This window comes from Streptomyces sp. NPDC056600 (genome assembly GCF_042792855.1).
GTDB lineage: Bacteria > Actinomycetota > Actinomycetes > Streptomycetales > Streptomycetaceae > Streptomyces.
Genome location: NZ_JBHTVQ010000001.1, coordinates 12,171 through 31,669, shown reverse-complemented (window position 1 = coordinate 31,669; position 19,499 = coordinate 12,171). Strand labels below are relative to the sequence as shown.

Genomic DNA, 19,499 nt, shown 5'->3' with positions numbered 1-19,499 from the left:
GGAACCGCCGGCGGAGTCGGCGCCGCCGATCGACGGGCCCGGGTCCGCCCGCCGCCGACGGCCCGGTCAGCCGTGGGCGGCCGAGAGCCGCTCGAGGTCCGACACCCGCTGCTGCGGCGACAGTTCCACGCCCAGGCTCCGCAGCGTCGAGTCCAGGATCGCCCAGACCGACCGGCAGAGCATCGCGCGCAACTCGTCCTCCGACTGCTCGGGCTCGGGATCGCGCTTCCACTGGTTGACCGCGGAGTCCACGAAGCCCACGATCCCGACCGCGACCGACCGGATCGGCGCCTGGGGCACCCCGAGGGCCTTCAACACGTCGCCGAACCGCTCGCCCAGCATCAGCGCGATGGCCGACTTGGTGTTCGCGACCAGGGAGCCGTCCCCCATGTCGTGCTCGGCGACGCCCATGTAGGCGTACAGGCGCGGATGCTGGAGCACCCAGTCCAGGTGGGCGCCCACGACGCGGTGGACCGACTCCTCGATCGTTCCGTCGAAGCTGAGCGTGGGCTCCATGCGGTGCACGAAGGACTCCACCACCCGCCGGCGGATCAGCTCGTCCAGCGACGCGCGGTCCTTGAAGTGCCGGTAGAGCACGGACCGGGGCAGGCCCATCCGCTCGGCCAGGCGCTGCATACGGAAGTGCGCGCCCTCCTCCTCGATGAGCGCGACCGCCCCGTCCACCAACTCGCCCTGGCGCTGGGCCCGGTGCTCGTCCCAGCGGGTGGAGCGTCCGTCGGTCTGCGGCCCGTCACCTGTTCTCTCCACCATCACCCCAGGATATCCGCCGCTCCGACGTGCGAGCGTCCTCGAGCGCGGCGGCCCGCGCGCACCGTCGCGGGACGCGGCGGTCACCGTGTGAGAGAACCGCGAAGATCCGCGCACCCTGCGTCCGTCGGCGGATAGCGTGTGCACCCGACCGGCGCCGGCTGGGCACGGCCGGGTCCGGCAGGACAGGGGAGGTCTCCGGCATGGCGGACGGTTCTTCGGTTCACGGCGGTGGACTGTCGCGGCGCCGACTGCTCGCGTCGTCGGCCGTTGCGGGTGGCGGGGCGTGGCTGCTGCGCGGACTGGTCCGCCCGGGAGGTGCGTACGCCGCCGACACACCCCCTCCGCCGCCAGGTTTCCCGGCCGGTCCCGACGTCTACCGACGCGTCTACGAGAACTGGGCCGGCGAGATCCGCACCGACCAGTTGTGGACGTGCGCCCCACGCCACCCGCAGGACGTGCTCGACATCGTCAACTGGGCGCACGGCGCGGGCTGGACGGTACGCGCGCAGGGCAAACGGCACGGCTGGGCCCCGCTCACGGTGGCCGACGGCACACCGGCCGCGACCCAGGTCGTCCTGCTGGACACCACCGCGCACCTCACCGCCATGTCGCTGGAGCGGCGGGCCGCCGACGGCTCGGCCGAGATCCGCGTCCAGACCGGAGCCACTCTGGAGGACCTGCTCGCGTTCGCCGGCGCGGCCGGTCACGGCGTCACCGCCGCGCCCGCGCCCGGACAGCTGTCGGTGGGCGGCGCGCTCGCCATCGGCGGGCACGGTACGGCCGTCCCCGCCGTCGGCGGGAGCACGCCGCCCGGCCACGGCTACGGCTCACTGAGCAACCTGGTCACCGAACTGACCGCGGTCGTCCGGGACGAGGACACCGGCCGCTACGTGCTGCGGACCGTCGGCCGGGCGGAACCCGACTGCGACGCGCTTCTCGTCCACCTCGGCCGCTCGCTCGTCACCGAGGCCGTCCTGCGCGTGGGCGCCGACCAGAACCTGCGCTGCCAGTCCCTCCTGGACATCCCGGCCGCCGAACTGTTCGCCGCCCCCGCCGACGCGGCCGGGAAGCGGACCCTGGCCGGCTTCGTCGACCGGACCGGCCGGGCGGAGGCGATCTGGTTCGCCTTCACCGACAAACCGTGGCTGAAGGTCTGGAGCGTCGCTCCGCGACGGCCACTGGGCTCACGCGCGGTCGACGAGCCGTACAACTACCCGTTCTCCGACTCGCTCCCCGAACCGGTGGCCCGGCTGGCCGGGTCCCTGGTCTCGGGGGCCTGGGCGAGCGCGCCGCTCTTCGGCCAGGTGCAGTACCTGCTCGCCAAGGTGGCGCTGACCGGCGATCTCACCGACGTCCTGCTCTCCGGCGACCTCGTGCGGGACGTGCTGACCGGTGACGTCCTCACCCACCTGTTGGCGGGCGGGCTGCGGTCGGACCTGTGGGGCGCCTCCCGCAACCTGTTGCAGTACATCCGGCCCACGACGCTGCGCGAGACGGCCGACGGATACGCCGTCCTCGTCCGCCGCGCCGATCTGCAGTGGGTGGTCAGCCGGTTCGCCGACTTCTACCGCACGCTGCTCGCCGAGTACGCGGCGCGCGGCGAGTACCCGGTCAACGGCCAGGTGGAGATCCGCGTGACCGGCCTGGAGGACCCGTCCGCGTGCGGCGTACCCGGCGCCCGGCCGCCCCTGCTGTCCGCCCTGCGCCCGCGCCCCGACCGGCCGGACGTCGACACCGCCGTGTGGATCGACGTCCTCTCCCTGCCGGGCACACCCGCCCTGCACCGCTTCCTGCGTGAGCTCGAGCGGTTCCTGTTCGCCCTGGACGGGGACAGAGCCACGGTGCGGGTGGAATGGTCCAAGGGCTGGGCGTACACCGACACCGCCGCGTGGTCCGACCCGGACGTCCTCGCCCACACGGTCCCCGCCTCCCTGCGCGCCGGGGGCGGCCCCGGCTGGGACGAGGCCGTCACGGCCCTGGAGCGGCTCGACCCCCACCACGTGATGTCCAGCCCGTTCCTCGACACGCTGCTGCGCTGATCCCACGGGCGTGCCTCGGCCTCCGCGGCGACGATCACCCCGTCCACCCCGTGAACTGTTCCTCCACGGCGACGCACACGACGCACCGGGCCCCGGCCGACGTGCGACCGGGGCCCGGGCTGCGGGGGGGGAGGAGGACGGCTCAGTCCTGCGCCGGCTCCATCCGCAGCGAGATCGAGTTGATGCAGTACCGCTGGTCGGTGGGCGTCGGGTAGCCCTCGCCCTCGAAGACGTGGCCCAGGTGCGAGCCGCAGCGGGCGCAGCGGACCTCGGTGCGGACCATCCCCAGGGAGGTGTCCTGGATCAGCTCGACCGCGTCGGTGTCCTTCGGGTCGTAGAAGGACGGCCAGCCGCAGTGCGACTCGAACTTGGTCCCCGAGGTGAAGAGCTCGGCCCCGCAGGCGCGGCAGGAGTAGACGCCCTTCGCCTTGGTGTCGGTGTACTCACCGGTGAAGGGGCGCTCGGTGCCGGCCTGGCGCAGGACGGCGTACTCCTCCGGGCTGAGCTCCGCGCGCCACTGCTCGTCGGACTTCTCTATCTCGTAGGCCATGGTGTGCGCCTCCCCTTACCGGTTCTGCTGTGCGAGACGGTCCAGGATCAGCGGGCCGAGGTCGGTGACGTCGCCCGCTCCCATGGTGAGAACGAGATCGCCGGGCCTGGCCATTCCCGCGACCACGGCGGGCGCGTCGGCCTTGTCGTGGACGGCCGTGACGTCGGCGCCGGTGTCCCGGGCGGCGTCGATGATCAGCTCGCTGGTGACGCCCGGGATCGGGTCCTCGCGGGCCGGGTAGATGTCGAGGACGACGGAGGCGTCGGCGAGGGCCAGCGCCACGCCCATCTCGGTGCCGAGCTCCTGGGTGCGGGAGAACAGGTGCGGCTGGAAGAGGACCAGTATCCGGCCGCCCTCGGGCAGGCCGGCGCGCATGGCCTCGAGGTCGGCGTTCATCTCCGTCGGGTGGTGCGCGTAGGAGTCGATCACCTGGACGCCGGCCGCCTCGCCCTTGAGCTGCAGGCGCCGCTTGACGCCCGTGTAGGCGGCGATCGCGGGCGCGAGCTCCTCGGCCGGGATGCCCAGCGCGACGCCCGCGGCGAGGGCGGCGACCGCGTTGTGGGCGTAGTGGCGGCCGGGCACGGAGACCGTGAAGGTGAGCGGGGCGTCGTCGATCTGGACGGTGACGTCGCTGGTAAGGCCCTTGGCGACGACGGCGCCGATGCGGACGTCGGCGTCCAGGGACTCGCCGTAGGTGACCGTGCGGATGCCGGTTCCCTCCAGGCGCGCGGTGAGCTCGCGGGCGCCCTCGTGGTCGGCGGAGATCACCAGCGTGCCGCCGGGGACGATCTTCCCGGCGAAGATCCGGAAGGAGTCGTAGATCTCCTCGATCGACGCGTAGTTGGCGTGGTGGTCGAGCTCCACGTTGAGGACGATGGCGACCTCGGGCGCGTACTTGTGGAAGCTGCGGTCCGATTCGTCGGCCTCGGCGACGAAGATCTCGCCCGAGCCGTGGGCGGCGTTGGAGCCCGGCACGTCGAGGTCGCCGCCGATGGCGTACGAGGGGTCGAGACCGAGGGCGCCCAGGGACACCGCCAGCATGGAGGTGGTGGTGGTCTTGCCGTGGGTGCCGGCGACGGCGATGGGCCGCAGGCCGTCCATCACCCGGGCCAGCGCGTCCGAACGGTGGACCACGGGGATGCCCAGCTCGGCGGCGCGGGCCAGCTCCGGGTTGTCCTCGCGGATGGCGGAGGAGACCACCACGCAGCTGGCGTCGTCGGCCAGGTGCGCGGCGTCGTGCCCGATGTGGACGGTGGCGCCCAGGGCGCGCAGCGCGTCGGCGGTGGCGGAGTCCTTGGCGTCGCTGCCGGCGACCTTGGCGCCCCGCTGGGCGAGGATCTTCGCGATGCCCGACATACCGGCGCCGCCGATGCCGATGAAGTGCGGTCGGTCCATGGCGGTGGGCAGGCCGGGTGCCATGCGTGTCTCCCCTGCGGTGGTGCGGTCGTGTCCGCCCACAGCCTAGTACCGCGCCCGCCGAGGCCCCGGTGCGGCCGCACCGGGGCGGCTTCTCCCCCGCCCCGGGCGGCCTCGTCACGTCGGGCCGATCGGGTGGATCAGGCGGTCAGGCGGGAGTCTGGCCCTGGGTCCTGCTGTGCGAGAAGAGCTTGAGTACCGGCACGCCCACCTTGTGGCGGGCCCGGGAGGCCCAGTCGCGGTGGAAGAACTCCTCGACGTAGTGCGGGTCGGTCAGCACGATCACCTCGTCCGCGCCGACCTCCTCGACGACCGCTCTCAGCGCGTCCAGCGGGTGGTCCTCGACCAGCCGCCCCTCCGCGTCGCTGCCGGCGGCGCGCAGCGCCACCAGGGAGATGTCGAGGGCCTGGCGGCCCTGCTCGGCGGCGTCCTTGCCCTCCGGCTTGGCGGACTCCCGGGCCGCCTCGTCCAGCGCGCCGAGGGCGATGTCGTCGATGGCGCGCAGCAGCCGGTCGGCCTGGTCGCCGCGCGGCTGGAGCATGACGTGGAAGGCGACCGGCTCGTCGCCGTGCAGCGTGGTGACGAACTCGACGTCGGCCGAGGTCAGGGCCTTCTCGATCATCAGTACGCTCGTGAACACCTGGGCGCCCCTTCTCTTCCGTTCACGGACCTGAGGGGCCCGCTGTCGTCCGTGGCCGGCAGCGGGCCCTCGTAGGCCGCTGCTGAAACCATCCTGCCCCCTCGCCGCGGTCCGGACCTACGCAATTCCTCGGCCGCGCCGGACCGGCCGGACCTGAGGGATCTCCATGTTCCACCGATCGCCCGCCTCAATCCCGGCCGACCGGGCCCGTACGCCCTGCTGGGAGCCCCGTCCGGCCTCAGCTCCGGTGGTAGCGGCTGAAGAGGAAACCGTCCTCCTCCAGAAGCGAGCCGAGCACGAAGCGGTGCGGCACGGCGACCGACGGGCCGCCCGCGATGCGCTGGGCGTCCCCGGCGGTCAGGGTCGGGGAGAGGGTCAGGCACAGCTCGTCCAGCACGCCCGCAGCGATCAGCTGCCCCAGCAGGCGCGGGCCGCCCTCGGTGAGCAGCCGGGTGTGACCGAGCCCGGCGAGCGCGTGCACGGCCCGCGCCGGGTCGACTCCCATGCCGTCGCCCGCGACGACCACCCGGGCGCCGGCCTTCTCGGCGGCGGCGACCCGGCCGGGGTCGGCGGCGGCGCCGGTGAGGATCAGGGTGGGCACCAGCGGCGAGGTGAAGAGGGGGAGCGAGAGGTCCAGTTCCAGGCTCGCCGAGACGACGGCGATGGCGGGGGCCGGTCCCTGGCCCGCGGCCTCCCGGCGGGCGGCGAACTCCTTACGTGCCCGGGCGGGCCGGTAGCCCTCCTGCCGGACCGTCTGCGCGCCGACCACGACCACGTCGGCCAGCGCCCGCAGCGTGCCGAAGATCCGCATGTCCGTGGCGCTGGAGATGGGGTGCGAGCGGCCGTCGTGCTGGGCCGCGCCGTCGAGGCTGGAGACCATGTTGGCGCGCAGCCACGGCTCGCGGGCTCCCGGGCCGCACTGCGGGTCGGTGGCGTGCGTGGGGTAGGCGTAGGCGTCGGCCAGTTCGTCGAGGGTCCACTCGCGGCCCGGATCCGTCGGGTCCGCCGGGGCGGCGGTGGCTGTCTCTTGGGTCACAGGGAACAGGCGTCGCATGACACGCAGTGTGACATGCCGCTTAACATGGGGAAGCGTGTCTCCTTCCACCTCCGCCGCCGGTCGCGGACCCATAGCCGAAACGGCCCCGCAGTCCCTCTGCGCCCGTGAGCCCTTCGTCCCCGCCGATCGTCTGGTGGCGGAGATGGTGCCCCCGCCGCGCTTCGGCGAGGCCCGCTTCGGGACGTACATCCCGGATCCGAACCAGCCCAGCCAGAGCGAGGCGGTCCGCGTCCTGGAGGGCTTCGCCGCGACCCTCGGCGGTCCGCCGGCGGACTCCGGCGGCGGCGCGATGCGCCGGCTGTTCGGCCTCGGCAAGGCGAAGCAGGCCGCCCCCGCCGGTCCCCGCGGCGTCTACCTGGACGGTGGGTACGGCGTCGGCAAGACCCACCTGCTGGCCTCGCTGTGGCACGCCACCCCGGCGGAGCCGTCGCTGAAGGCGTTCGGCACCTTCGTGGAGCTGACCAACCTGGTCGGCGCGCTGGGCTTCCAGCAGACCGTGAGGACCCTCTCCGGGCACCGCCTGCTGTGCATCGACGAGTTCGAGCTGGACGACCCGGGCGACACCGTGCTGGTGTCCACCCTGCTGGGCAAGCTGGTCGAGGCGGGGGTCGCGCTGGCCGCCACCTCCAACACGCTGCCGGGCAAGCTGGGCGAGGGCCGGTTCGCCGCGGCGGACTTCCTCCGCGAGATCCAGGGCCTGTCGGCGCACTTCCGCGCGCTGCGCATCGACGGCGAGGACTACCGGCACCGGGGCCTGCCCGAGGCGCCGCCGCCGTTCTCCGAGGAGCAGGTCGAGCGGGTCGCGCACCGCACCCCGGGCGCCTCCCTCGACGCGTTCCCCGCGCTCCTCGACCACCTCTCGCGGGTCCACCCGAGCCGCTACGGGGCGCTGACGGACGACCTCTCCGCGGTCTGCCTGACCGGGGTGTCCGCGGTGCCGGACCAGTCCACCGCGCTGCGCCTGGTGGTCCTCGCGGACCGGCTGTACGACCGGGAGGTGCCGGTGGTGGCCTCCGGGGCGCCGTTCGACGGACTCTTCAGCGACGAGATGCTGGCCGGCGGGTACCGGAAGAAGTACTACCGGGCCATCTCGCGGCTGACGGCGCTGGCCCGGGACGCCAAGCCGCTCGTCGACGCCTGACGGGCCCGCCGGGCGTCCCCGCCCGACGGGCGGGGACGGGAGGACGCGGGCCGGGAGCGCCGGGCCCCCGGGAACGGGAGGGCTGCACTGATCGTCCGCGCTCGGGGTACCCGGCGCGGCATGAGCACTCGCTACCCTCCGCTCGGACCGTCGTACTGGATGCGGACCGCTCCCGGCGACGAGTCCTACCCCTCACTGGCCTCCGACGTGGACGTGGACGTCGCCGTGATCGGCGCGGGCATGGCCGGCATCAGCACGGCGCACGAGCTGATGCGGGCCGGCCGGACCGTGGCCGTGCTGGAGGCGGGCCGGCTGGCCGGTGGCGTCACCGGGTACACCACCGCGAAGCTGACCGCCCTGCACGGCATGGTCTACGCCCACCTGCGCAGGACGCGTGGCGCGGACGGCGCCCGCCTGTACGCCCGGTCGCAGACCGAGGCGATCGAGCACGCCGCGGCGCTGGTCGAGGAACTCGGCGTCGACTGCGACTGGGAGTCCCGCCACGCCTACTCCTACGTCACCGACCCCGCTCGGGCCGACCAGGTGCGGGCCGAGGCGGAGGCGGCCCGCGAGGCGGGCCTGCCGGCGATCTTCACCCAGGTCACCGGGCTGCCGTGCGAGGTGGCCGGGGCCGTCCGGGTGGAGGGCCAGTACCAGTTCCACCCGCGGAAGTACCTCCTCGCCCTCGCCGCGGACCTGGCCGCGCAGGGCGCGCTGATCCTGGAGAACACCCGCGTCACCGGCCTCACCGAGGGCGAGCCGCACACCCTGGAGACGGACACCGGGAACGTGGTGCGGGCCCGCGACGTCGTCGTCGCCACCCACTACCCGGTCTTCGACCGGGCCCTGCTCTTCTCGCGGCTCTCCCCGCGGCGCGAGTTCGTGGTGGCGGGGAAGATGCCCGACTCCCTCGACCCGGACGGCATGTACATCACGTCCGAGGAGAACACCCGTTCGGTTCGGACGGCGCCGCTGGACGAGCCCGGCAAGCGGCTGCTGCTGGTCACCGGCGAGCACATCACGCCCGGCACCGGGGACCCGGAGGAGTCCTTCCGGCGGCTCACGGACTGGGCGGTGGCCAACTTCCCCGGCACCGAGCCGATGTACGGGTGGGCCACCCAGGACACCGACGCGACCGACACGGTCCCGCTGGTCGGGCCGCTGCACCCCGGTGCCCGGGGCATCTGGGTGGCCACCGGGTTCCGCGGCTGGGGCATGAGCGGCGGCATCATGGCCGGCCGGCTGCTGGCGACGCTGATCGACGGCGGGAGCAGCCCGTGGGCCGAGCTGTACGACCCGCGGCGGCTGGCGCCGGTGCTGCGGGAGGCCCCGCGGTTCCTGAGGACCCAGGCCAAGGTCGCCCGTCACTTCGTCGGCGACCGCTTGGCGGCGGTGACCGGGGCGACGCCGGTGGAGGACATCGAACCCGGCGACGGCGCGGTGGTCCGCGTGGGCGGGGAGTCCGTCGCCGTGCACCGGGACGACGAGGGCGAACTGCACGCGGTGTCCGCGCGGTGCACGCACCTGGGGTGCCTGGTGGACTTCAACGCGGCGGAGCGGGCGTGGGAGTGCCCCTGCCACGGCTCCCGCTTCGGCCCGGACGGCTCCGTCCTCCAGGGCCCGGCCACCCGCCCCCTCCCCCGGCGGACCCTGCGCCACCGCACGGACCCTTCGTCCTCCGCCTGACGCCACGCGACCCCTGCCCCGCGGGCGGCGGGCCCCCGTGCCCACCGCCCGCGGGGCGGCGCGTCCGTCCACCGGTCCGCCCAGCACACCGGACGTCGGACACCCGGGGCTCAGGCCGGGAGCAGTTCCAGCGTCTGCCGCAGGTTGTGCTCGGCGATGCCGGCCATGAACGCCCGGTCGGGGAAATGCCCGTCGAGCAGCCGCAGCGGCCCCGCCGTCAGCGAGAGCCGCTGGGCCAGCGTGTACAGCGCGAGCCGGTCCTCGTCCAGGCCGTCCACGCCCAGCGGCCGGTAGGCGTCGTGCAGGCGGATGCGGAGGAACACGTGCTCCCACTCGACGTCGAAGTACATCGCTCCCTCGATGTCGATCACCACGGGGTTGCCGCCCGCGTCCACCAGCACGTGGTCGGGCCCCAGTTCGCCGTGCACCGTCGCGTACTCCGCGCGGGGCCGCACCGCCGCCGCCAGGTCCGACAGGCGCTCCTCCAGCCGGTCGCTCGCTCCCGCGATCCGCGGATCCCGGGAGGCCGCCTCGGCGAGGTCCCGCAGCGCACGGTCGAGCACCACCCCTTCGCACGAGGTGCCGTGCGACGTGCCTCCCGCGTCGACCACGGCCACCTTGCCGTACGCCGGCGCCCGATGCCCCCGCATGGCCTCCAGGAACTCCGCGAGCCGGGCCATGACCGGAGCCGCCGCATCCGGGTCGCGCGCGAGCAAGGCCTCCAGGTTCTCCCCGGGGAGGTCCTCGACGATCGCCAGCCCGGCCGGGCAGTGGGCGCCGTCGCGGTCGACGAGCCGGATCGCCGGGACGCGGACGCCGAGCGCGTCCAGCCGCGCGTGGGCGGCCTGGAACAGGTCGAGCCCGAGGCCGGGCGAGAAGGGGTCGGCGAGGTCGTCGTCGCCCTCGGCCGCCGGCCAGTGGTTCTCGGCGTCGTCCCACAGGTAGGCGATCACCGTCGTCGCGTCGTCCATCACCAGGCGGTACACGCCCTTCTTGCTGCCGCCGGTGACGCGTTCGACCGCCTCCAGGCGTCTCCCGCCGCCCAGCGCGGCCCGCGCCGCCCCCGCCAGTCGCTCCCGCGTCGCTGCCCTCGGTGCCACGTTCCGACCGCCTCTCCGTCACCACGACCGCGCACGCTACGGGAGCGTCACGGTGGGGACGACCGGTTTCCGGCCGGCCCCGGCGGCCGGGCCCCCACGGAGGCGCGGGTGGCGTTTTGGCAGACTGGGGGTGTGACCACCTCGCCGTTCGCCCTCGTCGCCGACCCCCGGGACGACAAGCCCCAGTACGTGCTCCCCCTGGTCGTCCGGTTGGAGAAGACCGGGCCCCCCGCCCGCACCGACGCACTGGAGACCTCGGCCCGTGCCGTGCTGACGGTGCTGGACGACCCCCGGGCGACCGGCGACGGGGAGTGGGCGCGGGCGATGGAGGACTGGCAGGACGCCCGGATCCGCAAGGTCGTCCGCCGCGCCCGGGGCGCCGAGTGGCGCAAGGCGCAGACCCTGCCCGGCATCACCGTGACCGGCCGCCACGGCGCCGAGGTCCGCGTCTACCCGCCGGTCCCCCTGGACGGCTGGCCCAAGGAGCTCGCCAAGCTCCAGGTCTCGGGCACCGACCTGGACGACCCGGAACACCCGCCGCCCGCCGACCTCACCGCCCCGGTGCTCTGGCTCAACCCGCGGCTGGACATGTCCGCGGGCAAGACGATGGCCCAGACCGGCCACGCCGCCCAGCTGGCCTGGTGGGAACTGCCGGACGCCGACCGCGCCGCCTGGCGGGACTCCGGCTTCGCCCTCGCCGTCCGCACCGCGTCCCCCGAGCGCTGGGCGGAGCTGCTCCGCTCCGGTCTGCCCGTGGTACGCGACGCCGGGTTCACGGAGATCGCGCCCGGCTCGTGCACGGTGATCGCCGACCACCCCGCGCTCCGCCGGTCCTGACCGCGATGCCGCCCACCGCCCCCGGAGGGCGCTGAACATGCCCACCCGCCCGAGGCGGCCGGCCGCGCTCCGCGGCACCGTGACCGCCGCCCTGCAGTGCCTCCCGCTCCTCGCCGCCACCGCCGGGTGCACCACCGCGGACGACACCGGGCGGAACGCGGCGCCGGGCAAGGTGGCCGTTCCGCGGCCGGGCGTGGAGTTCGACTACCAGCTCGGCGGCGCCTCCACGCCGCCGAACACGGCGGGCGCCCTGGTCCGCGACCGCTCCGAGAAGCCCGTGCCGGGGCTCTACAACGTCTGCTACCAAGGTTCATGCGCAGTGCATCGGGCTTCAGCCCGGCGGTGAAGCGAATCTGTGACTGCGACGCGGAGCGTCGCGGTGTCTGTTCGCGGCGGAGCCGGGCAATGCCCGAACGTGCCCGTGCGCAGACGCCACAGGGCGGACCAGGGGTGAGAGGGACGCAAGGTGAACACTGTGTGCTCGCATCCGGTCGCGAAGGTCGTCCACATGTACGTCACGGAGTCCGGTGACGGCCAGTTCCGATCTCCGGTATCTGCCTGATCGTCCCGGTATGTAAGGTCACCGGTATGCAACTGCGGTACGCCTTCCGGCTGTACCCGAACACCCGCCAGGAACAGGCGCTGGCGAAGGCTTTCGGGTGTGCCCGCGTCGTGTTCAACGACGCGGTACGCGCCCGTGAGGACGCCCGCCAAGAGAGCAGGCCGTTCCCGAAGATCGGCGAGCTGTCGGTCCGGCTGATCACGCAGGCGAAGCAGACCGTGGAGCGTTCCTGGCTGGGCGAGGTGTCCTCGGTCGTCCTCCAGCAGTCCCTGCGGGATGCGGAGACCGCATACAAGAACTTCTTCGCCTCCCTCACCGGCCGGCGCAAGGGCCCGAAGATCGGTACGCCGCGGTTCACGTCGCGGAAGGACTCCCGGCAGTCGATCCGGTTCACCGCGAACGCCCGCTGGAGCATCGACGGTGCAGGCCGGCTGTGTCTGCCGAAGATCGGCGCGGTGAAGGTGAGATGGTCCCGGGCCCTGCCGGCCGTGCCGTCGTCGGTCACCGTGATCAAGGACAGCGCCGGCCGGTACTTCGCCTCCTTCGTCGTCGACACCGGCCCCGCCGCCGACGCGGCCCGCATGCCCGACACCGAGCAGACAATCGGTATCGACCTCGGGCTGACACACTTCGCGGTCCTGTCCACCGGCGAGAAGATCACCTCACCCCGCTTCCTGCGCCGCGCGGAGAAGAAACTCAAGAAAGCCCAGCGCGAACTGTCCCGCAAGCAGAAAGGCAGCAAGAACCGCGAGAAGGCCCGCCTGAAGGTCGCCCGCGCCCACGCCGCGGTGGCCGACGCGCGCCGCGAGTTCCACCATCAGTTGTCCACCCGGCTGATCTCCGAGAACCAAGGGATCGCCGTGGAGACCCTGTCGGTGACGGGACTGGCGCGCACCCGCCTGGCCAAGAGCATCCTGGATGCGGGCTGGTCGCAGTTCGTGGCCATGCTCGAGTACAAGGCGGCGCGGTACGGGCGGACCCTGGTGAAGATCGGCCGGTTCGAGCCGACCAGCCAGGTCTGCTCCGCCTGCGGCCTCCTGGACGGACCCAAGCCCCTCCACGTCCGCCAGTGGACATGTGCCGCCTGCGGCACCCTCCACGACCGGGACGAGAACGCCGCCAAGAACGTGAAGACGGCCGCCGGACCGGCGGTGACAGCCTGTCGAGCGCAGGTAGGACCGGGACTCGTCCCGGCACAGCGCGACGAAGCAGGAAGCCACGGACTCCCCACCAAAACCCGTGCCGCGCAGCGGCACAGAACCCGGTAGAGAGGGCCAGAATCCTCGGGCTTCAGCCCGAGGAGCATGTCAAGTCAACGCCTTCCAGGCCCAGCCGGACACCTTCGGCCGGTGGCGGGGACACCACCCCGGCCTGCTCCTGCACTACCACGACGGCGAGTTGGTCGTCGACGAGGACTGGGACGAGGTCCTGCTCGACACCTCGACGGCGGACGGACGCCGGCGGCTCGCTGGGATCGTCGGGGAGTGGGTCAACGGCTGCGCCGCGGCCGGGTACCAGGCCGTCGAGCCGGACAACCTCGACTCCTACGAGCGGTCGGACGGCCTCCTGGCGGCGGCCGACAACCTGGCGTTCGCCGAACTCCTCGCGCGCCGCGCCCACTCGGCCGGGTTGGCGGTCGCCCAGAAGAACGCGGTCGGCCTGGCCCCGAAGGCCCGTGCCCTCGGGTTCGACTTCGCCGTGGCCGAGGAGTGCGGCCAGTACGACGAGTGCGGCGCCTACGCGAAGGCCTACGACGACCGGGTGTTCGTCGTGGAGTACCGGGCCTCCGGCTTCGCCTCCGCCTGCGAACGCTGGGGCGGGAGGCTGTCGGTGGTGCTGCGGGACCTGGACCTGGTGCCGGCCGGGGAGGACGGGTACCGCCGTCGCGTCTGCTGACGGCGCCGGACACACCGGTCGCCGCCATACTGGGCGCATGAGCTCCTCCGGAATGCTCCAAGCGGTGCTGTACTGCCTGCAGTTCAGCCGGGAACTCGGCGACGAGGAGGTGGAACGCCTCAGCCGGACGATCCTGGAACAGCCCTTCTACGACCTCCCCGTGACGGAGCAGTACTCCGGGATCGAGGAGTCGCTCGCCGTGGACCTCGGCCGGACGGACCTGTCCTGGCAGCCGCACGAGGAGCCGGCCGTCCGCGACTTCCTGCGCCGTCTGCTGGACCGTCTGGACGCGCTCCGGCCGTGGCCGGAACCGCCGTTCCGGAGTCTGGGGACGGACCGCTGGGAGGCGTTCACCCGCGGGACCCTGCTGGCCCGCGTGCGGCTGTCCTCCCCCGCGCAGGACGTGCTGCACGCGCGCCTGCGCACCGTCGCCGGGGACGCGCACGGGCTGCGGGGCCTGGTGCTGCGGCTCGGGTCCGGGGACGAGGTCGCCCTGGTGGCTCCGCCTTCGGCGACTCGGCCCCTGGCGGACGGCGACGAGGCGGTGCTGATGGCGGCGCCGCCGCACCGCCCGCCGCAGGAGATGGTCGAGGCGTTCCTGACCCACACCCTCTATCCCCGGGAGCGGGTGACGCCGGCGCTCCCACGGCGGTGGTGGCGCGGCCCCGGCGGGGCCCTTCCGCCCGGTGTACGCCCCGCCCGCGGCTGAACCTCCCCCGCGCGGGCCCCGCGTCGCCGCACCCCCTGCGCCGGACCTCGCGTGGGCCGAAATCCCGCGCGAGGTCCGCGGTTAGCTCAAATCAAGCTCTGAATACGCGCCGACACGCTTCGCGGCATCCGTTCCGGGGCCAAGACTCCCTCGTACGGGGATGTACACGGTGACGGGGGGAGGGCGACGATGACGCACCTGGGGACGGGTATCGGCTGGCGGCCGGAGATCGCGGACGCCGTGGAGGCGATGCCGGGGGTCGACTGGGTCGAGGTGGTGGCGGAGAACATCTGCCCGGGCCACCTCCCCGCTTCGCTGACCCGGTTGCGCGAGCGGGGCGTCACGGTGGTGCCGCACGGCGTGTCGCTGGGCCTGGGCGGCGCCGAACGCCCGGACGCCGCACGACTGGAGGCGCTCGCCGAGCGTGCCCGGCTGCTGGAGGCGCCGCTGGTGACCGAGCACATCGCCTTCGTCCGCGCGGGCGGCGCGCTGACCGCCTCCCCCGCGCTGGAGGCGGGGCACCTGCTGCCGGTCCCCCGCACCCGCGACGCGCTGGACGTGCTGTGCGAGAACGTGCGCGTCGCCCAGGACGCGCTGCCGGTGCCGCTCGCGGTGGAGAACATCGCCGCGCTGCTGGCCTGGCCGGGTGAGGAGCTCACGGAGGGCCAGTTCCTGTACGAGCTGGCCGAGCGCACCGGCGTGCGGCTGCTGATCGACGTCGCCAACCTGTACACCAACCAGGTCAACCGGGGCGAGGAGGCGGCGAAGGCGCTGGCCGACCTGCCGGTGGAGGCGATCGCCTACGTGCACGTCGCGGGCGGCGTGCTCAAGGACGGGGTCTGGCACGACAGCCACGCGCACCCGGTGCCGGAGCCCGTGCTGGACATCCTGGCCGATCTGGCCTCGCGGGTCCGTCCGCCGGGCGTGCTGCTGGAGCGGGACGACGACTTCCCGCACCCCGCCGAGCTGGAGCGGGAGCTGGGGTCGATCAGGGCGGCGGTCGCCCGCGGCCGTGCCGCCACCGACGGGGACGCGGGTGCGGGCGCGGCAGCGGCGGCGGCTCCGGAGGGCGCCCGACCTGCGGTGACCGCTGCGACCGACCGCGCCCGGCAGCGCGTGGGCGTGGCCCAGGCGTCGCTGCTCTCCGCGCTGGTGGCGGGTGGTCCCGTGCCGGAGGGGTTCGACCGGGCCCGGGTCCGGGTGCAGGCCAGGGCGCTGGCGGCCAAGCGGGCCGGGATCGTGGCCAAGGTCGCGCCCGAACTCCCCCGTATCCTCGGCGATTCCTACCGCCCGCTGTTCGTGGGCTACGCCCTCGGCCGGCCGCAGAGCGGCGGGTACCGCAAGGACGCGCTGGACTTCGCGGAGCACCTGCTGCTCGCCGGTCGCCCGGAGAGCGCCCGCCGCCGCAACCGGCTGCGCGCCTGGTGGCTCGAGCGGTCGGGTCCCGCGCCGCTGCCGCGCACCCCCGCGGCCCGGGTCGCCCGCGCCACCCGGCGGGTGCTGCTGGGCGGTTGACCGTAGAAGTGTGTCCATATGGTGAACGCCCCATGGCGCGACCCCCCTGCGGTGACATAGGAACTCCGCATGTTCTGGGTCTTTCTCCTGCTGGCGGCCTGGGTCCTCGTGGGAGCGGCCTGTGCGCGCCTGTGCCGTGCGGCGGTCGTCGCGGCGGCCGTCGAGCGGCGAGGCGCCGACCGTGACTCGCTGACGCTCTACGAGGCGGCGTTCCTGGCGGGCGGGCCGAGCAGGGTCGCCGACCTGGCCCTGGTGGCGATGGCCCGGGAACGCCGCCTGCTGCTGGCCCACACCGGCTGGGCGACGGTGGTCGACCCGCAGGGCCGCGACGCGGTGGAGGACGCGGTGCTGACCGCGATAGGCCCCGGCGGCCAGCGGCGGATACCCCTGGTGCGCACGGCCGCGGCAGCGGCCGGGGCGGTGCGCGACCTGGCGGACCGGCTGGCCACGGCGGGGCTGGCCGTGCCGGAACGGGCGGGCACCGTGGCGGACGGGGTGCGGGGGGTGCGCCGGGCGGCGGCGACGGTGGCCGTCCTGGGCGCGGTGGCGGTGGTGCTGCCGGGCGAGGAGGGCGGCCCCTCGGCGGGGCTCACGGCCGCCTGGTTCGCCGCGCCGCTCGCGTTGGCGCTGGGCTGCCTGCTGACGGCCCGTATGGAGCTTCACCCCTACCCCCGGCGCGCCTCCCCCGCCGGTCGCCGGCTGATGCTGTCCCTGCGCCGCGGCCTGGACGGCCAGGACGGAGAGGCCCGCACGCTGACCGCCGTCGCGCTGCGCGGCCCGGCAGCGGTGGAGGAACCGGGGCTGCGGGCCGCGTTCGCCGCGCGGGCGGAGGAGGACTAGGGCCGGTCCGGCGGCTCGCCGTCGGACGAACGTCTCCCTCAGGCGCCGAAGTGGAGATAGGGGCAGGTCTCGAGCTCGTCGCCCGGACGGTCGCTCCACTTCCACCACAGGTGGCGGTCCGCGCACTGCCACACGCCTCGGCAGACACGCTTCCCGTCGTCCTCCCGCCGCGCGAGGACCATCGCGGTACAGGTCATCGGCCCGCCGCAGGCCGGGCACGCGGGTTGCGCACTGTTCGCTTCCACGGCTCGACCGTAGCGGCCCGTCCGGACGCCCGCCGGACGCCCGTCCGGCCGAGCCCTCTCGGCGGCGGAGCGGCCACGTCCGAGGCAGCCGTGCGGGCCCCGGCGCGGCGTGCTTGCCCCCACCGGGCCGCGGGCGAAACATCCCTGAAGGAACCGTTTCACCCGAAGGGACACCTCATGCGCCGCATCGTCCTGTTCGCCGCCGTCTCGGCGCTGGCCTCGCTGGGCGCCGCCGTCGCCGCTCCGCCTCCGCCGCCGGACTCGGACTCCGCCCGACCGCCCGGCGGGTCCGCCTCCCCGGGCGTCGCGGCCGCGGAACGCGGGGTGGCCGAGGCCGCGGCGCGGGCCGCGAAGGAGGGCATCCGCTGGGGCCGGTGCACCGGGCCGGACGCGATGCCGGGCAGAGCCGAGTGCGGGACGGTCACCGTACCGCTGGACTACGCCCGCCCCGGGGGCCCCGCCGTCCGTCTCACCGTCAGCCGCACCCCCGCGACCGGTGGCGGCACCGGTTCGCGCCCCGTCCCCCGCCAGGGCGCCCTGGTGTTCCACCCCGCCGGGCCCGGCGTCTCCGGCATGTCCTTCCCCGCCGTCTCGCTGATGCCCGAGTGGTGGGAGCCGGCCGAGGCGTACGACCTGGTCGGCTACGCCCCGCGCGGTGTCGGCCGGTCGGGGCCCCTGTACTGCGTCGATCCCACGAAGGCCCCGGACGGTCCACGCCGGGCGCCCTCGCACCCGTCCGCGAGGTTCACGAAGGAACGCCGTGCCGAGGCGGAGAGATACGCCAAGTCCTGTGCGCAACGCGCGGGTTCCGCACTGCGCCACCACACCTCGCTCGACAACGCCCGCGACCTCGATGTCCTGCGGGCCGCGCTGGGCGAGCGCCGGCTGACCTTCCTGGGCGTCGGGTACGGCGGCTACCTCGGCGCCCTCTACGCCGACCTGTTCCCGCACCGGGTCCGCCGGATGGTCCTGGACTCCCCGCTCGACCCGGACCCGGCGCGCCTGGGCTACCGGGCCGGCCTCGAGCGGTCCGCGGCCGTGCAGACGCGCTGGGCGGACTTCCGCGCCTGGGTGGCGCGGCACGACGACGTCTACGGCCTCGGCTCCGATGCCGGGGCCGTGGAACGCGCCTACGAACGCGTGGCCGCCCGGCTGGCGCAGGAGCCGGCCGGCGGGACGGTCGGTCCGGGACAGTTGCACCGGGCCATGGTCACCGCGGCGCATTTCGACGACTTCTGGCCGCACCGCGCGCGGGCCCTCGCCGACTACGCGCGTGGCGACGCGCGGCAGTTGCTCGCCCAGGCGGGGCCGCCCCCGGACGCCGGCGCCCGTGCCGATCGGGCGGCCGCTGCGGAGAACACGAGGGCGGTGCGTACGGCGGTGGAGTGCAACGACGCGCCGTGGCCCGCCGACTGGAGGGTCTGGGACGCCGACGCCACCCGCCTGGCCCGCACCGCCCCCTTCGCGACCTGGGACCACGTCTGGTCCCATCTGCCCTGCGCCTTCTGGAAGGGGCCCGCACGGCGCCCGCGGGACGTACGCACCGCCGCCGGCGAACTGCCGCCGGTGCTGGTGCTGGCCGCGGAGCGGGACGCGGCGGCCCCGTACCGGGGTGCGCGGGAGCTGCGGGACCGCCTGGCCGGGGCGGTACTGGTGACCGAACGGGGTGCCGGTTCGCACGGCCTGGCGGGCGGCGGCAACCCCTGCGTGCAGGCCCGGCTGCTCGACTATCTGCTGCGCGGACGCCTGCCCGCGGGCGGCCGCGCCGACTGCGCACCGCACCCGGCGCCCCGGCCGCGCCCGTCGCACCCGCCGACGGACGCTCGACCGGGGGCCTAGTGCCGGGGACCTAGTACTGTCCTCGCACGCCGGCGGCGAAGGAGACGTGGTGCTGGGACTGCTGGGCTTCTACGACGAACTGGACAGGCGCCCAGGGCAACCGAACGGGTCCGTGCACGATGCGATCCGGGACACCGGCGAGCCGGACGAGGCGGAACTGGTGGCCTACCTGGACGCCGGGCACGTCCTGATCGACGTCATGGAGGGTGGCCACGACGTGGTCACAGGGAGGGCGCACCGCCGCTCCGCGGGGTGCTCGTCGCCGGTCACGGACGGAACCTGGCTCTGGCGACTGGACTTCCCGCACTACGTCGAGACGCACCACGTCGCGCTCCCCGGCCGTTTCCTGGAGCACGTGCGGGGCCTGCGGTACCGGATGCCGCCTCTCGTCACCGCGCGGTTCGGTCCGCTCTTCGACGCGACCATGCCCCTTGTCGGCTGGGCTTCGGCCGTCCCCTGGCCGGTGACCACGGCCGTGGTCGAGCCCGAGGTACGAGACGTCATGAGCAGGCGCGAGTGGGACGCGATGGTGCCGGCCCAGGCACGGAACCGGCCGCACGGCGCCTGGACCAGGCCGCGCAAGCCGAGAAGAGCCTGACAAGCGACGGCGCCGGCGGTCGGGGGACCGCCGGCGCCGTCGGCCCGAGACAGGCTGC

At 74.4% G+C, this 19,499-nt stretch carries 19 protein-coding genes; 12 read left to right on the top strand and 7 right to left on the bottom strand.

Going from position 1 to position 19,499, the window contains the following annotated elements; all coding sequences use genetic code 11:
- Positions 1 to 66: 66 nt before the first annotated feature.
- On the bottom strand, positions 67 to 771 hold the full coding sequence (locus ACFRAV_RS00160; protein WP_382549851.1) for a TetR/AcrR family transcriptional regulator: 705 nt from the start codon (positions 769 to 771) through the stop codon (positions 67 to 69).
- 200 nt (positions 772 to 971) lie between these two features.
- Between ACFRAV_RS00160 and ACFRAV_RS00155 the strand changes: the two genes are divergently transcribed.
- Positions 972 to 2,810 (top strand): cholesterol oxidase substrate-binding domain-containing protein, encoded by a 1,839-nt coding sequence (locus ACFRAV_RS00155; RefSeq protein ID WP_382549849.1) that lies wholly within the window; start codon positions 972 to 974, stop codon positions 2,808 to 2,810.
- Between the two features lie 142 nt (positions 2,811 to 2,952).
- Here the strand turns inward: ACFRAV_RS00155 and msrB are convergent, their stop codons facing one another.
- The 4 genes from msrB to ACFRAV_RS00135 form a co-directional block, all read right to left on the bottom strand.
- Positions 2,953 to 3,360 (bottom strand): peptide-methionine (R)-S-oxide reductase MsrB, encoded by a 408-nt coding sequence (gene msrB / locus ACFRAV_RS00150; RefSeq protein ID WP_351116405.1) that lies wholly within the window; start codon positions 3,358 to 3,360, stop codon positions 2,953 to 2,955.
- Positions 3,361 to 3,375: 15 nt separating this feature from the next.
- Entirely contained in the window at positions 3,376 to 4,779 is a 1,404-nt protein-coding gene (gene murC, locus ACFRAV_RS00145; RefSeq protein WP_382549847.1) for a UDP-N-acetylmuramate--L-alanine ligase, read from the bottom strand.
- A 145-nt stretch (positions 4,780 to 4,924) separates the two neighbouring features.
- Positions 4,925 to 5,416: an indole-3-glycerol phosphate synthase gene (locus ACFRAV_RS00140; RefSeq protein WP_382549845.1), complete on the bottom strand. Its 492-nt coding sequence runs from the start codon at positions 5,414 to 5,416 to the stop codon at positions 4,925 to 4,927.
- A gap of 238 nt (positions 5,417 to 5,654) precedes the next feature.
- Positions 5,655 to 6,470, bottom strand: coding sequence for a pyrimidine reductase family protein (locus ACFRAV_RS00135; RefSeq protein ID WP_382549843.1), 816 nt, complete (start codon positions 6,468 to 6,470; stop codon positions 5,655 to 5,657).
- Between the two features lie 37 nt (positions 6,471 to 6,507).
- Here ACFRAV_RS00135 and zapE point away from each other — a divergent pair, with 37 nt between their 5' ends.
- Together zapE and ACFRAV_RS00125 are read left to right on the top strand one after the other, a co-directional pair.
- The gene (zapE, locus tag ACFRAV_RS00130) at positions 6,508 to 7,614 is read left to right on the top strand and encodes a cell division protein ZapE (protein ID WP_382549841.1); all 1,107 of its coding nucleotides are present in this window, start codon (positions 6,508 to 6,510) and stop codon (positions 7,612 to 7,614) included.
- Positions 7,615 to 7,734: 120 nt separating this feature from the next.
- Positions 7,735 to 9,300: an FAD-dependent oxidoreductase gene (locus ACFRAV_RS00125; protein ID WP_382549839.1), complete on the top strand. Its 1,566-nt coding sequence runs from the start codon at positions 7,735 to 7,737 to the stop codon at positions 9,298 to 9,300.
- A 110-nt stretch (positions 9,301 to 9,410) separates the two neighbouring features.
- On the opposite strand, the gene ACFRAV_RS00120 is transcribed toward ACFRAV_RS00125, so the two are convergent.
- Entirely contained in the window at positions 9,411 to 10,400 is a 990-nt protein-coding gene (locus ACFRAV_RS00120) for a phosphotransferase family protein (protein ID WP_382549837.1), read from the bottom strand.
- Between the two features lie 132 nt (positions 10,401 to 10,532).
- On the opposite strand from ACFRAV_RS00120, the gene ACFRAV_RS00115 reads away from it, so the two are divergent.
- The 7 genes from ACFRAV_RS00115 (at position 10,533) to ACFRAV_RS00085 (ending at position 16,759) form a co-directional block, all read left to right on the top strand.
- Positions 10,533 to 11,237, top strand: a complete 705-nt coding sequence (locus tag ACFRAV_RS00115) for an aminoacyl-tRNA hydrolase (RefSeq protein WP_382549835.1) — start codon at positions 10,533 to 10,535, stop codon at positions 11,235 to 11,237.
- Between the two features lie 37 nt (positions 11,238 to 11,274).
- Entirely contained in the window at positions 11,275 to 11,583 is a 309-nt protein-coding gene (locus ACFRAV_RS00110; RefSeq protein WP_382549833.1) for a hypothetical protein, read from the top strand.
- A 242-nt stretch (positions 11,584 to 11,825) separates the two neighbouring features.
- Complete coding sequence (locus ACFRAV_RS00105) at positions 11,826 to 13,067, top strand: RNA-guided endonuclease InsQ/TnpB family protein (protein ID WP_382549831.1); 1,242 nt, start codon at positions 11,826 to 11,828, stop codon at positions 13,065 to 13,067.
- A complete protein-coding gene (locus ACFRAV_RS00100; protein ID WP_382549830.1) occupies positions 13,039 to 13,695 on the top strand; it encodes an endo alpha-1,4 polygalactosaminidase in 657 nt (218 codons plus the stop codon). Before ACFRAV_RS00105 ends, ACFRAV_RS00100 begins: the two co-directional genes overlap by 29 nt.
- A 37-nt stretch (positions 13,696 to 13,732) precedes the next feature.
- Complete coding sequence (locus ACFRAV_RS00095; RefSeq protein ID WP_382549828.1) at positions 13,733 to 14,404, top strand: hypothetical protein; 672 nt, start codon at positions 13,733 to 13,735, stop codon at positions 14,402 to 14,404.
- Positions 14,405 to 14,593: 189 nt separating this feature from the next.
- Positions 14,594 to 15,919 carry a DUF692 domain-containing protein gene (locus ACFRAV_RS00090; protein ID WP_382549826.1) on the top strand — a complete coding sequence of 442 codons (1,326 nt, stop codon included), beginning with the start codon at positions 14,594 to 14,596 and terminating at the stop codon, positions 15,917 to 15,919.
- 69 nt (positions 15,920 to 15,988) lie between these two features.
- Positions 15,989 to 16,759: a TIGR04222 domain-containing membrane protein gene (locus ACFRAV_RS00085; RefSeq protein WP_382549824.1), complete on the top strand. Its 771-nt coding sequence runs from the start codon at positions 15,989 to 15,991 to the stop codon at positions 16,757 to 16,759.
- A gap of 38 nt (positions 16,760 to 16,797) precedes the next feature.
- On the opposite strand, the gene ACFRAV_RS00080 is transcribed toward ACFRAV_RS00085, so the two are convergent.
- Positions 16,798 to 17,004, bottom strand: a complete 207-nt coding sequence (locus tag ACFRAV_RS00080) for a dehydrogenase (protein ID WP_382549822.1) — start codon at positions 17,002 to 17,004, stop codon at positions 16,798 to 16,800.
- A gap of 177 nt (positions 17,005 to 17,181) precedes the next feature.
- Between ACFRAV_RS00080 and ACFRAV_RS00075 the strand changes: the two genes are divergently transcribed.
- Entirely contained in the window at positions 17,182 to 18,843 is a 1,662-nt protein-coding gene (locus ACFRAV_RS00075) for an alpha/beta hydrolase (RefSeq protein ID WP_382549820.1), read from the top strand.
- Positions 18,844 to 18,892: 49 nt separating this feature from the next.
- Positions 18,893 to 19,441 (top strand): hypothetical protein, encoded by a 549-nt coding sequence (locus ACFRAV_RS00070; RefSeq protein ID WP_382549818.1) that lies wholly within the window; start codon positions 18,893 to 18,895, stop codon positions 19,439 to 19,441.
- Positions 19,442 to 19,499: the final 58 nt, after the last annotated feature.